This is a genomic window from Psychrobacillus sp. FSL H8-0487 (assembly GCF_038008385.1).
GTDB classification, from domain to species: domain Bacteria; phylum Bacillota; class Bacilli; order Bacillales_A; family Planococcaceae; genus Psychrobacillus; species Psychrobacillus psychrotolerans.
Map to the genome: position 1 here is coordinate 351,049 of NZ_JBBOZA010000001.1, position 13,238 is coordinate 364,286.

At 36.6% G+C, this 13,238-nt stretch carries 14 protein-coding genes and 5 tRNA genes; 7 read left to right on the forward strand and 12 right to left on the reverse strand.

Features of this window, described 5'->3' with window-relative positions; all coding sequences use genetic code 11:
* The first annotated feature begins 10 nt into the window (after positions 1-10).
* Positions 11-1,069: an aldose epimerase family protein gene (locus MHI47_RS01745; protein WP_340829197.1), complete on the forward strand. Its 1,059-nt coding sequence runs from the start codon at positions 11-13 to the stop codon at positions 1,067-1,069.
* A 51-nt stretch (positions 1,070-1,120) separates the two neighbouring features.
* Here MHI47_RS01745 and MHI47_RS01750 read toward each other — a convergent pair whose 3' ends face one another.
* From MHI47_RS01750 to MHI47_RS01760, 3 genes are all read right to left on the reverse strand, one after another.
* Complete coding sequence (locus tag MHI47_RS01750; RefSeq protein WP_340829199.1) at positions 1,121-1,933, reverse strand: aldo/keto reductase; 813 nt, start codon at positions 1,931-1,933, stop codon at positions 1,121-1,123.
* 69 nt (positions 1,934-2,002) lie between these two features.
* Positions 2,003-2,878: a radical SAM/SPASM domain-containing protein gene (locus MHI47_RS01755; RefSeq protein WP_093536226.1), complete on the reverse strand. Its 876-nt coding sequence runs from the start codon at positions 2,876-2,878 to the stop codon at positions 2,003-2,005.
* A 118-nt stretch (positions 2,879-2,996) separates the two neighbouring features.
* Positions 2,997-3,638 carry a hypothetical protein gene (locus MHI47_RS01760; RefSeq protein ID WP_093536730.1) on the reverse strand — a complete coding sequence of 214 codons (642 nt, stop codon included), beginning with the start codon at positions 3,636-3,638 and terminating at the stop codon, positions 2,997-2,999.
* A 556-nt stretch (positions 3,639-4,194) separates the two neighbouring features.
* Between MHI47_RS01760 and MHI47_RS01765 the strand changes: the two genes are divergently transcribed.
* Both MHI47_RS01765 and tlp read left to right on the forward strand, forming a co-directional pair.
* Positions 4,195-5,106 carry a methyl-accepting chemotaxis protein gene (locus MHI47_RS01765; RefSeq protein WP_093536224.1) on the forward strand — a complete coding sequence of 304 codons (912 nt, stop codon included), beginning with the start codon at positions 4,195-4,197 and terminating at the stop codon, positions 5,104-5,106.
* 216 nt (positions 5,107-5,322) lie between these two features.
* Positions 5,323-5,550: a small acid-soluble spore protein Tlp gene (tlp, locus tag MHI47_RS01770; protein ID WP_093536222.1), complete on the forward strand. Its 228-nt coding sequence runs from the start codon at positions 5,323-5,325 to the stop codon at positions 5,548-5,550.
* Between the two features lie 50 nt (positions 5,551-5,600).
* Here the strand turns inward: tlp and MHI47_RS01775 are convergent.
* From MHI47_RS01775 to MHI47_RS01795, 5 genes are all read right to left on the reverse strand, one after another.
* Positions 5,601-5,671, reverse strand: a tRNA-Gly gene (locus MHI47_RS01775).
* Positions 5,672-5,677: 6 nt separating this feature from the next.
* A tRNA-Phe gene (locus MHI47_RS01780) sits at positions 5,678-5,753 on the reverse strand.
* Positions 5,754-5,897: 144 nt separating this feature from the next.
* Positions 5,898-5,973, reverse strand: a tRNA-Asp gene (locus tag MHI47_RS01785).
* Positions 5,974-5,976: 3 nt separating this feature from the next.
* Positions 5,977-6,051 (reverse strand) — tRNA-Met (locus tag MHI47_RS01790).
* Between the two features lie 96 nt (positions 6,052-6,147).
* Positions 6,148-6,240: transfer RNA gene (locus MHI47_RS01795), tRNA-Ser, on the reverse strand.
* A 259-nt stretch (positions 6,241-6,499) separates the two neighbouring features.
* On the opposite strand from MHI47_RS01795, the gene MHI47_RS01800 reads away from it, so the two are divergent.
* Complete coding sequence (locus tag MHI47_RS01800) at positions 6,500-8,038, forward strand: DEAD/DEAH box helicase (RefSeq protein WP_445678307.1); 1,539 nt, start codon at positions 6,500-6,502, stop codon at positions 8,036-8,038.
* A 26-nt stretch (positions 8,039-8,064) separates the two neighbouring features.
* Entirely contained in the window at positions 8,065-8,844 is a 780-nt protein-coding gene (locus tag MHI47_RS01805) for a YqhG family protein (protein WP_340761286.1), read from the forward strand.
* A 183-nt stretch (positions 8,845-9,027) separates the two neighbouring features.
* On the opposite strand, the gene MHI47_RS01810 is transcribed toward MHI47_RS01805, so the two are convergent.
* From MHI47_RS01810 to MHI47_RS01820, 3 genes are all read right to left on the reverse strand, one after another.
* Positions 9,028-9,252 (reverse strand): sulfurtransferase TusA family protein, encoded by a 225-nt coding sequence (locus tag MHI47_RS01810; RefSeq protein ID WP_093536219.1) that lies wholly within the window; start codon positions 9,250-9,252, stop codon positions 9,028-9,030.
* A 16-nt stretch (positions 9,253-9,268) separates the two neighbouring features.
* Complete coding sequence (locus tag MHI47_RS01815; protein WP_340831985.1) at positions 9,269-10,333, reverse strand: YeeE/YedE family protein; 1,065 nt, start codon at positions 10,331-10,333, stop codon at positions 9,269-9,271.
* Between the two features lie 319 nt (positions 10,334-10,652).
* The gene (locus tag MHI47_RS01820) at positions 10,653-11,018 is read right to left on the reverse strand and encodes a DUF2188 domain-containing protein (protein WP_340829205.1); all 366 of its coding nucleotides are present in this window, start codon (positions 11,016-11,018) and stop codon (positions 10,653-10,655) included.
* 107 nt (positions 11,019-11,125) lie between these two features.
* Here MHI47_RS01820 and MHI47_RS01825 point away from each other — a divergent pair, with 107 nt between their 5' ends.
* A complete protein-coding gene (locus tag MHI47_RS01825; RefSeq protein WP_445678014.1) occupies positions 11,126-11,740 on the forward strand; it encodes a DUF2238 domain-containing protein in 615 nt (204 codons plus the stop codon).
* A gap of 129 nt (positions 11,741-11,869) precedes the next feature.
* A complete protein-coding gene (locus MHI47_RS01830) occupies positions 11,870-12,613 on the forward strand; it encodes a LysM peptidoglycan-binding and 3D domain-containing protein (protein WP_340761289.1) in 744 nt (247 codons plus the stop codon).
* A 202-nt stretch (positions 12,614-12,815) separates the two neighbouring features.
* Here the strand turns inward: MHI47_RS01830 and MHI47_RS01835 are convergent, their stop codons facing one another.
* Positions 12,816-13,028 carry a hypothetical protein gene (locus MHI47_RS01835; protein ID WP_340761290.1) on the reverse strand — a complete coding sequence of 71 codons (213 nt, stop codon included), beginning with the start codon at positions 13,026-13,028 and terminating at the stop codon, positions 12,816-12,818.
* Positions 13,029-13,238 lie beyond the last annotated feature (210 nt).

Genomic DNA, 13,238 nt, shown 5'->3' on the forward strand with positions numbered 1-13,238 from the left:
GGGTTGCTAAGTGTCAGTGCAAGAAAAGCTATTTGGGTATATAAATGGACTACCGGTTACTTTATTTACAGTTAGAAATAATAATGGTTTTGAAGTATCCTGTATGAATTATGGATGTGTAATTACAAAAGTTTTAGCTTCTGATAGAACAGGACAATATGAAAATGTTGTTCTCGGATATGATACGTTAGAGGAATACGATCATAATCCAAAGTACTTAGGAGCAGTTGTAGGTCGAGTTGCTGGTCGCATCCGTGGAGACTCTTTTTGTATAGGAGAGGATATCTACAATCTCCAAAAAAACGATAAAAATAATCATATACATGGAGGTCTCAATGGATTTAGTCATACAATATGGAATGCTACTGTGCTGGAAGGAGACCAAGATACTACAATTGAGTTTACCTATTTAAGCGCAGATGGGGAAGAAGGATACCCTGGTAATCTAGAAATGAAAGTAAATTACACCATTTTACACGAGGAAGACACGCTATTAATTACATACACTGGTATTTCTGATAAAGACACATTAGTAAATGTAACGAATCACTCATATTTTAATCTTAGTGGGAATTTGAAAAGGGATGTATTAGGCCATGCACTAACGATGGATAGTCCTTTGTATTTAGAGTTAAATGAGGAGTTTCTTCCAACCGGAAATATAATACCGGTTGAGAACTCTGTATTTGATTTTAGAGAAGGCCGTAAAATAATGGATGGAGTGGCCTCTGTTCATCCACAAAATGTATTAGTCGGAAACGGTTACGACCATCCATTTTTATTTACTGAAAACGAACTTAATGCAATGTTATTAACAGAAGCAGAAAGTGGTCGTAAACTAGTAGTAGAAACTACAGAGTCTGCAGTCGTTTTCTATACAGGAAATAACATGGGCAATACGGAAACTATGAGAGGCGAAGAGCTAAGAGATTATTTAGGTTTATGCCTGGAAACGCAAGGGCCACCTGATTCAATTCATCATCCTCATTTCCTTTCGTCTATTCTACGAGCAGGGGATGAGTACAAGACTACAACAATTTATTCTTTCGGAGTTATAGCAGAAGAATAATACATGAAAAAAGCCGAGAGAAGTTTAAGACACTTCTTCCGGCTTTTTTTATTAGAATTGAATTTCGTCTGGGTCAGGACCCATACGAACATTTGTAGCTAGTTTAGCAATTGCGTCCATATCTTCAGACGATAATTTGAAGTCAAAGACATTAAAGTTTTCTTGAATACGACTAGGAGTAATCGATTTTGGTAAAGCAACTCGTCCTAATTGTAAGTGCCAACGAAGCACAATTTGTGATGGAGACTTCCCATATTTTTCAGCCAACTGGTGGAATAAATCAAAATCTAAGAATTTCCCTTGCATAAGGGGACTCCAAGCTTCTACATGAATACCTTTGTCGGATAAATAATTCACAAAGTTCTGCTGTGGTAATTGGGGGTGTAGCTCGATTTGATTGATCATAGGCGTCATCAATCCAGCTGCCTCTAATTTCTCCAAGTGATGTTCTTTGAAGTTAGACACACCAATTGACTTTATTTTTCCTTTATTGTAGAGCTCAACCAGCGCACGCCAAGCTTCTACAATACCGTCAACTGGCCAATGGATTAAGCATAGATCTAGATAGTCCGTGTTTAAACGGTTAAGGGACTCTTGAAATGCTTCTTTTGTACGGCCTGCACGAACGTCATCGTTCCAAATTTTTGAAGTTAGGAAGATATCTTCACGAGCAACACCAGAAGCAGCAATTCCTTTTGCCACTCCTTCTTCGTTACCGTAAATAGCTGCAGTATCAATATGACGATAGCCGACGCGAAGAGCCTCTTCTACAGCAGCTGGAGCTTCTGTTTCGTTATCAACTTGCCAAACACCAAAACCAATTTGAGGGATTTTCAATCCATTACTAAGTGTTAGAAATTCCATGTATATATCTCTCCTCTCTAAAAATATAATATTACCATTCGGATTCCTTTGTATCCAACAATAAGTGCATCAAACACCAAATCTCTGTCTATATCCACACTTTCTGCACATTTCTTCAACTGCTTCTCTTCTAGTAAATCCATCATACAAATTATTTGCTCGTTCACTCTCAATAATATCAGAGAAAGAATTGTTATGAATATTACCTAAGTCAATCACACCTTCACCATCTAGACAGCATGGTACAACGGTTCCATCTACAAGAATAGCCGCTTGGTTTCGAAGAGCGTGGCAGAATCCTTTTCCATCATCCTCCGGTGCAAGTAAACTTGGCCATTGAAACTCATGATCCTGGTTCAAATATATATTATGTGCAATTTTGATGCCTTTGCCGGGTTGAACTTTTTCTTCAATTTTATAGTCTAAGTTATATTCTTTCTCAAGTATTTCCAACGTTTCGCGATTTCTACGTTGTGCAATTTCTGAAACCTGTTCTCTCTGTAAGTTCCATAATCGGAAGGAAATAATGATATTATGTTCCTTGGCTTCTCGAACAAAATCTAGAATATCACCTAAATATTTTTCTCGATTTTCGGATCCCTCATGACCATCGAAACTATGTAAAGAGAAATTGATTTGACGAAGTGCTGGTTTACCTAATAGTTTATGTCGATTTTTATTGATAAGCGTACCATTGGTTGTAATATTAACTCTAAATCCCTTGGCATGGCTAGCTTCTAATAACTGATCGACTCTTGGATGTAAAAGTGGCTCTCCTTTAACATGAAGGTAAATATATTTTGTATGTGGTCGTATCTGATCTAATGTTTTATTAAATGCATCTAGTTTAAGGATATTCTTTGCTCTACTTGTCGGTGGACAGAAACTACAAGCAAGATTACAAACACTCGTAATTTCAATATACATTTTTTTGAAGGTTTTCAAGGTATGTTCTCCATTTCATTTCTGTTTACTTTCATTTTATCAGAATATCCCCTTTTGTTAATGTCTTTAAGCATAATAAAAACCCTCAAATGGCAACTTGACCATTTAAGGGTAAAAATCATAAATCTATAATTTCATCGTATCCGACCATTCTATCCATATGACTAGCAATCATAGCTATAATAGTACTGGCTTCGTCCTTCTTAAAAGTGAAGGTGCTTTCGTCCTCAAGGACGTCATCGTCTGTCCAAAGCCTATTTACTCTTCGAAGAACACCATCGCCATTAGCGTTATCTACCCCGAACTGATAGGTAACTTCAACGTTATCTTCAATTAGAAAAGCGGTAACCTCAGGAGTTTCCCATTCTACATCGATTTCCTCAATAGTAATTTCATCATCCTCGTCATCACTATCATCATCCAAATAAACTAACTCACTATCACTATCGTGTGTAAGAAACTCGTGAAAGCTTTCATGAACAGCTTCTATAATATCCGTAATATCGTGCAATATAATTCTGGTAGGTTGAAGAAGTTCGACATCGAAGCTTTCTACATAGAACTCTTCGTTATATGGATCAAACAGAATGGTACAAAAATAATCTCGATCCTCATCTTCAGTACTAACAAAAAATTCAATTCTTGGATGCTTAGAAGCACGATTAATATTCATATGCCCAATTTGGTCATACTCCTCACAAATCGAATTTAAGTGATCCTGTAGCTCCTCTGTTACTCTGTCAAACCATTCTGTAGTAATAGTCATTACCGCCCTTCTTCTTTTATTCCTATTTATCTTGTCCTAAATGGACAAGATTATTCCATTCATTATAAGAAAAGTTAGTGGAGTAAAATTTTAGAGAGGTATGCGACAAATGAAAGAACATTAGAAATCCTTAATGAAAGTTCTACGAAGATTAAAGGAAATATTGGATATTCTGTAAGATCAAATTGTCATTTGAAGGACCTTTTCTTCAAGAGCGAGTAAAGCACATCAAGGCTTTTCATCATTTAGCTGTTGGTATGAATTAAACATCTACTAATAAGTTTGTATAATGTTTGTATAATTGTTTTAAATAAACTTTGACATTTATTGTTTTTTTATGTTAAATAGTAACTAGGCCATGACGTGATTCCTAAGTTCTATAAAAGAGCAAATTATAGACTGTAAGATAAAATTCTTGCTCCTTTAGAATGAGGAAAACTTTTTGTGGATGAACGGATTGTATTGAAATCGTTAATAACTGATAAACAAAGAATATTCTACAAGTGTTGATAGAAATAGATAAAGTAAATGGGATGGGGCATAGACGAATATGATAACAGTAAATAATAATGTGACGGACGAGCTTGTAATGAATGCGATTAAAAATAATCTAGCTATTATTAGGTTTGATATGAATAGGAAGGTTGCATATGTCAATGATCTGTTTGCGCAAACCTTAGATTATACAATAGAAGAACTGTATGAGAAGAGTCATGAAGAGTTTTGTTTTCCAGCTTTTGCGAAGAGCACCGATTACGAAAAGTTTTGGAGGAATCTGTTATCCGGAAAAAGTTTTCAGGACAAAGTGGAGAGAATGGATGCTTCAGGAAATCGTGTTTGGTTAGAAGCTACTTATATGCCTGTCTTTGCAGAAGGAACTAGAAGAAAAGTCATTGGAGTTTTAAAAATAGCAACCGATATTACTAACCGACAAAATTCAATTGTACAAGTTGCAGATGACTTGAAACAAATGTCAGCGGAGTTATTCAATCGCTCGGAAGTTGGTATAACAAGAAGTGAAGAATTAGGAGATACGATCAAGCGAATTGCGGCGGATTCTCAAGGGAATCTAGATAACTTGGTAGGATTACATAACCAGACTGATTCAATAAAAGGAATTGTTAAGACGATTCGACAAATTGCTTCGCAAACTAATCTATTGGCGTTGAATGCTGCTATTGAAGCTGCAAGAGCAGGGGAATTTGGCCGAGGGTTTGAAGTAGTAGCAAAGGAAGTAAGAAAACTCTCCGTTCAAGTGGAGCAATCTATTTCAGAAGTAAAAGAAAATATTGAAGGGATTGTACGAGAAATCGAACAAGTGACTGAGAATATCACACGTGTATCTGATAACGTAGAAAAAACGCATCAGCAAATTCATTTAGCTATACAAGATTTTGCTGAAATTTCTTCGTCTGCTGAGGCTCTTGATGACCGTGCACATAAATTCCAGGAGCTCATTTAAAGTCAATATCTCCAACTCCTGAAGCCTTTAGCGATATTTAACTGCATATGTACTTTGTTCCCCATGCATTTAACGAAGGATAGGAAAAAGCCTGGAAGTGCTCCTCCAAGCTTTTTTTGATTTTTAACAAAACTACCTATGATTTACCTACCTCTGAATAATTTTAGAAATATAGGAGACGATAAATTATGTGTGAAATAACAAGGAGGAATTGAAGTGACTAATACCAATAAACCTAACCCAGATGACCGATCAGATAATGCGAAAAAACTGAAAAAAATGGTGAAGAATACAATTGAAAATATGGAGGCTGCCGAAGAGACAATGGAACACACCATTGGAAATAATCAGGAAGCCATCCGGGAGAAGAATGAGCGTCGAAAAGAAAGTATCGAAGGTTTCCGAAAAGAAATATTAGATGAAGCAGAAAATAGAAATAAATAATAAAAGAAGACCTATTGATCAAATGATCAATAGGTCTTCTGCAATTAAGAAGCGGGTGAAGAGAATCGAACTCTCATCATCAGCTTGGAAGGCTGAGGTTTTACCACTAAACTACACCCGCATAATATGGTGGCTCAGGACGGAATCGAACCGCCGACACAAGGATTTTCAGTCCTTTGCTCTACCGACTGAGCTACTGAGCCAACTTCGATTGTGCTAAGCTGCGAATCTCTTTGTCAGCTTCATTCGTTCAGTTAGTCACGTACTTTAGTACGCTCCTTCCATCACTCAATCGCTTCCTAGACCTTCTTGCTTATCACCAATCTCAAAATCTCAAAATAAAAAAATGGCGGTCCCGACCGGGATCGAACCGGCGATCTCCTGCGTGACAGGCAGGCATGTTAACCGCTACACCACGGGACCATTTGGTTGCGGGGACAGGATTTGAACCTGCGACCTTCGGGTTATGAGCCCGACGAGCTACCACTGCTCCACCCCGCGACAATAATATACTTACAAACACCATGATACTGCCCTCAAGAAAAGTAGGACACCTGCGACAATAAAAATTTACAACTAGCAACAAGAAAATAAAAATGGAGGAGGAAGAGGGATTCGAACCCCCGCGCGGTATGACCCGCCTGTCGGTTTTCAAGACCGATCCCTTCAGCCGAACTTGGGTATTCCTCCGTGATTAACAATTGATTGGATAAGTTCCGAATCATTTGCGACTTTTATATTATATAGCATTATTAACTAGAAAGGCAATAGTTTTTTATGAAAAAAATAAATTAGTTTCTAAAACAGTAGGTTTTGTAGGTTATTTTTTCAATTAGATTTCCAGAAACATCGCGTGTCTAAAGGATTGTTAAGTCAATTTCTCTTTATTTAGAAACTTAATCATACACTTCTATTTTTGGGACATCCTAAGGAAAAGTATTCTGAGGTGATGGAAATGATTATAGAAAAGTCATCGGAATGGGCAGAGGGTTTGACTAAACGATTAGAAGGTATTGAACCGTGGGATAATTGGACATTTTATAATATGAGCTATCATATTGCGCAAAATAACTTAATCACGGAGTTCACAGGACTTCAATCTCCGAAGTATTTAACTAATTTAAAGCCACTTGAACATCAATTAAAGGTTGCAGAAACAGTTATTGAAAGAATGAATGGAAAAGCAATTTTGGCTGATGAGGTGGGACTTGGTAAAACCATAGAAGCTGGTTTGATATTGAAAGAGTATTTAGTTCGTGGACTAGTAAAGAAGGCTTTAATATTGGCTCCCGCTTCACTTATCAATCAATGGGTGGAGGAGCTGCATTATAAGTTTTATATACCCGCTGTAGCTTATAAGAAAAATACTCCTTTAGAACATTGTGAAGTTGTTGTTCTGAGTATGGATACCGCCAAAAAAAGTCCTCATAGAGAACTTATCTTTGCACAGGATTATGACATGATCATTATTGATGAAGCGCATAAGTTAAAAAACCACAAAACTAAAATCTACGAGTTTGTGCAAAGTTTAAAGAAGAAATTTTGCTTATTGTTAACTGCTACTCCTGTTCAAAATGATGTGTTTGAACTATTTAATCTTATTTCACTATTAAAACCTGGACACCTAGGAAATTATGAGACGTTTCAATCAGCGTTCTCTGCAAGTAAGCATGATTTAGAGCATGATGACTACCTGAAAGAGCTAGTAAACCAAGTGATGGTCCGAAACCGAAGACAAGACACGGGGATAGAATGGACGAATCGTCAAGTGAATATTATTCCCATACAGTTTACAGCGGAAGAAAAAGAAGTGTATGAACTAATTTTAGACTTAAAGAATATTTCTCCTGTTTTTTCAGGAGCTTTTTCGATGATTACACTACAGAAGGAAATGTGTAGCAGCAAGGAGGCGACATTCCTTACATTAAATAAAATGCGGCAAAATTGTACAAGTTTAGAGGAAAATAATTCTGTAGAAAATGTTATGCAAAAGTTAATGGCATTAGATATAAACTCAAAAGCAGAGAAAGCATTTGAGATAGTATCTAAAGCTCAGGATAAAGTAATTATTTTTACGGAATATAAAGCAAGTCAAGCATACTTGCAGTGGTTTTTACACACAAAAGGTATTACAAGCGTGCTTTTTAATGGGAAATTCAATAAAAATAAACGAGATTATATGAAGCATTTATTCAAGGAACACGCGCAAGTATTAATAGCAACGGAATCAGGTGGAGAGGGGATAAACCTCCAGTTTTGTCACCATGTGATAAATTATGATCTACCATGGAATCCAATGAAATTGGAACAACGTATTGGGCGTGTGCACCGGCTAGGGCAAGAACATGATGTTCATATTTACAATTTAGCTATTGATAACACGATTGAGATAGATATATTGCAACTACTTTACAAAAAAATTGATGTTTTCGAAAAGGTCGTAGGTGATTTAGATGATATATTGTCCGCTTTCAAACAGACGATTTAAACGGGGACATGTAAAGGAGGATATATATGTACCCACAACAGGTTCAGCAATATTTACGAACTTTTTTCTCGGAAAATAATTGTCAGTTTGTAAATGATACGGATCATTATCTCACGGTTCAGCTGACAATAGATATGGATAAACGCATTATGAATAGGCCTTATTATTGGCAATATGTAGAAACTACTGGTGGAGTACCTTGTCCGGCACAGCTTACATTAATAACGGATCAAACAAAGTTGACTGAGAATATTAAGGGCGAGTTAGTGCATTTTGGATCACCGCGTTTGAGTCAACTTTTTCAAGTGACGCATGACATGGGTTCTTTTATCCAAATGTTTGAGCAGGTAGAGGGAACCATTAACCGACCAATACTTACTCCATGGCTAGGAGTGAATTATAAAGTATCCTATTACAGCAATCAAACAAAAGAATTACTTCATTCCCTTGGTATTAACTTGATGAATGGCAATATAATATCCAACTTTCATACTTCTTTAAACGAGATGAATATTGCTCCTTCTATGCCACCAAATGCCTTTTTACTACCTTATGTTATTAAACCAAATCGCGGTTTAGAGCGTTTAGATGGAGTAGTTGAAAATGCGATTCAGCAGGACGACCATTCGTGGGCTGAGCAAGCGAAAAAAAGATGGCAACGAGATATGCGGGTGCTAGAATTCTTCTATGAAGGTGTGGAGGTAAGACCTGAGAGCTACGAGATGGAAAAAACAGCACTGGAACAACAGTATGAAGCGCGGATAAAGATCGAAGTTATAAACGGAGGTATCTTTTATTTAAAATAGACTTCCTGTAAAAATCCATAATATCACCGAGAAAAGAGAGGCTGGACATGATGTTAGTCACGTCTAGCCTCTCAAAAAATTATCGGTATTAATAGAGCCAAACGTCTGTCCATAACACTACACTTCAAACCGATAGAAACAGATTTTAAAATTACTGGACCGAATGTCTTATTGTTCGGTTTATTATTTCTTTTGAACAGTTATTGTCCATGCGGCATCGCCAACCTGTTCATAGTTAGTAACGTTATGCCCTTCTTCCGCAGCCCAACGAGGAATTGTATCTGTAGCTTGTGTACAATCAAATTCTATTACTAGTTCATCTCCTGAGCTTAACTCTGCGATTGCTTCTTTTGCTTCTACTAAAGGAAAGGGACAAACCATACCCATGACACCTAATACTTTTTTCATGTATGACACTCCTTCTTTATGCTGTTGTTATGCTTGTTTGAACAGTGGCTTTACTTTTCTTTTCCTTTCTTCCACGAATGAAGACGAAGTAAACAGCGGTCCATGTACCAAGAATCATGAAGATCAATGCGATCCAACCCTGCCAGGTCATTAGAGCCGTCATAACCAACCCGTTCCCAATAGAACAACCACCTGCCAAGCTTGCTCCAAATCCCATTAAGTTACCGCCAGTGAAACTAGTTAATCCTGTTTTTACATCAGGCATTCTAAAGCGGAACTCATTGCTTGCTTTAGCGGCAACAAATGATCCTACCAAAATACCAAGAACTAAAAATACTCCCCAGTTAATGAATGCCAAATCTCCTGTAGTTAAATATTGTAGGATATTTGCAGAAGGAGTAGTGATGCCTAAACCTGCGATTCGACCAGTTGCTGAACTTAATGGCCAAGCGAGAATTGCAATAAGTCCAACTAATAATGCGGTCAAAAATGGATGCCAGCGCTTTTCAAATAAAATGTGTGCCAACCCTGTTTTTTTTGGTTTAAGTGTTGGGATAACTACTTTTGGTTTTGTAACTTCTTTATAAATAATCCAACCTACCACAGCTAGTAATAGTGCAATTAAAAACCAAACGTTTATTCCGAGAGTATCTGCCATAGAATTCGATGGTAATTGAGGCTGTTGGATTTTTTGATTTAACGGACTGAGTGGGCCAGTTTTCATAATTGTGCTCATAAGTATATAACCAGCTAATGCAATCCAACTGCCTATTAAACCTTCTCCAGCACGGTACCAGGTCCCAGTAGCGCAACCACCGGCTAGCACAATACCGATACCAAATATAAATGATCCCAAAATAATTGCAAATAACGGTAAAGTACCTGTGCTAATTTGAATGACTTCTAGTGCGACAAGTGTATAAACACCTACACTTTGTACTGCAATGGCAATTAGTAAAGCATAGAACATACGTTTGTCTTTCGTTAAATACATATCACGAAAGCCACCAGTCAAACAAAATCTTCCTCGTTGCATAACAAACCCTAACAAAGCGCCGCACAACAAACCAGTAATAATCATTTGTACCAAATAAATACCCTCCCTTTAAATCCGACTAAACTAATAGGGTTATAATATATTATTCTATTATTGATTTCAATAGTAATTTTGGAGGAGAAAATTATTTTCGTAGATAAAGTGAAGAATTTTGATGATGCAAATGAAAATTAATAAGATAGAAGAGGGCTGTTTAGTTTAACTCGAGTATTACGTAGAATCTCTCATAAAAAAACTCCCGAAATTGAGATTTCAGGAGACTGTAAATTACTCTCTTTAATACAGCATAGATTAATTTTATAGAAACTATATCTTGATTATTTATCGTTCTTACATTCTTAATTTATTCATATAGAGTATCTTCTATTGAGCCATCTTCCTCATAAATAGTAAGAATACCGTTTTGATCATTTACATATGGTTTTGCTTTTTGAAGTAATTCTGCTTTCGTTTTCTCCACAATAATAGAACGTTTACCGTCTGCTTTCCTCAAAACCCAGTCGGTTTCACGCGAAATAACTTCGTATGTAACACGTTCCTCTTCATCGCCGTGGATGGCTTTTCTTGCCTGAGAAGTAGCGATAGAAATTGCTCGTCCCTCCTCATAATTTTCTTCTAACAAGGCATTGGCGATCTCAATAGCTTTCTCTCTTACATCGGTTTCTAAATTTTTCATAGAATCGGGATAATCGTCTTTATTCCATGGCATTTTTAACGCCTCCTTAGCATTCGTTTTCCCGTTTCTTAGGGACTGAAACGTATTTGAATCATCAAATGCATTTTTGGACAGGCTAGGATATGAAAGGAGGGAGGAAGTTGAGATTTCAAGCTATCTCTAAAATACACATTAGCCTATTTGTTATTGTTCTTGTCGTTTTAATATGGTCAGCTATTAAACCATTCGATTATATAGACTGGATAGCGGAAGTAAGCCCAGGTGTGATTGCTATAATTTTACTGGCCATAACTTATAGGAAGTTTCGATTTACCACGCTTTCTTACTTCATCATAGCCTTTTTATGTATTCTTACATTTATAGGGGGGCATTTTACATATTCTGAGGTTCCGTTGTTTAATTGGGTGAAGGACGAATTTGACTTAAAGCGAAACAATTACGATCGTATGGGGCACTTTTTTAAAGGTTTTGCTGCAATCGTAGTGAGAGAATTATTCATACGGCTTAGCCCGTTAACAAAAGGTGCTTGGTTATTTGTATGCACGACCAGTATTATTTTATCCATTGCAGCTTTATACGAAATTATTGAATGGTTAAGTACGAAACTTACAAAAGGAAGTAAGGCTGCTAAAGACTTTCTAGGTATGCAAGGAGATAAGTGGGATGCTCAGTGGGATATGAGTTTAGCTTTAGCTGGTTGCCTATTAGCTTTGCTCATCTTATCAAAATGGCATGATCGGATATTAAAGAAGTAATATTACAATTGTTGCATTTTGTCGAATCCTGTCACTTAAATGATATTTCTTCCTAATGAGAATGCAATGGTTCTGTCATATATAGGTGGTATGATGAATCTCGTTAGTGAAAAGGAGGAAATTCATTTTATGAAAAAACACATTATTGCACTAACCGCAATTGTAACACTATCAGTAGGAACGGCAGGTCAAGCGTCTGCATCAAGCGTTCATACGGTAGAAAAAGGTGATACACTTTGGTCTATTTCTCAAGCGGAGAATGTAAGTGTACAAGATTTACAAACATGGAACGATCTCAATTCAACAGTTATATATCCATCTCAACAATTAAAAGTGGAGGAAGCTGTGCAAACGTATGTTGTTGTTACAGGTGATACATTGTTTAATATAGCTGAAAAATATAATATGACTGTAAATCAATTAATGACAAACAATCAGTTAACTAGTGATTTAATCAAACCGGGAGATAAATTAGTACTAGATGGAGCAAAGGTGATACAGCCTAAGGTAAGTGCAGCTACGACGACAACTTCTGTTACTTCTAATGCTCCAACTTCAGAGACTAAAACACCGGCTTCTGTTGAGAAAGAGTTAACGATGACAGCAACAGCTTATACTGCGTCATGTGCTGGTTGCTCGGGAATCACAGCTACTGGTATTAACTTAAAAGCTAATCCAAACCAAAAAGTTATTTCTGTCGACCCAACTGTAATTCCATTAGGTTCAAAAGTATGGGTAGAGGGCTATGGAGAAGCGATAGCTGGTGATACTGGCGGAGCCATCAAAGGAAATAAAATAGATATTTTCATCCCAACGAAACAAGAAGCACTAAATTGGGGACGTAAAACAGTGAAGGTAAAAGTTCTAAATTAATTTGTTTTAACGGAGAGACCTAATGGAGTTAATTCCACTAGGTCTCTTTAGCTTTGTGGGAAATCAGGTTTACAGAGTTCTATCGTTAGTATTCCACTCTACGCTATGTGAAAAACTTCATTAGTAAAAATATAAAGTGTACCTAGATAATTTGCTAATGAAGTTATTCTCTACAAATTTGAATTCCAGCATAATGTTTAAGTTAGGCCGGGAAATCAACTAAGGAAATTCTACGGCAGTCTGCAACTACCAAACCTCCGTCTTCTTCTCTAAAGTAAGCAAGGTAAGTGTCTTCTTCTAGGTTGATAAAACGAAAAACATCTTCATTAAAACCGTCTACAACAATCTCATTTACTCGATAGTTTGGGGGTAAAGTCGCTAATAAACCACAAATACCATCTCTATTATTATTCAAATATATTCACCTCCATCTAAAAGGACTTCCACTCTCACAAGAGGGGATATTATATTTTATGTATTGTTATAATCTATCGATAGGTTAATATCTCGTTAAGAGAGATTTAATCATTGGAAACAGAAACTATGTAGCAAAGAAATCTATTTTACAGTAAAAATGGTCGGACATGACGTAAGTCACGACCAACCATTATATAGGATAAGTATC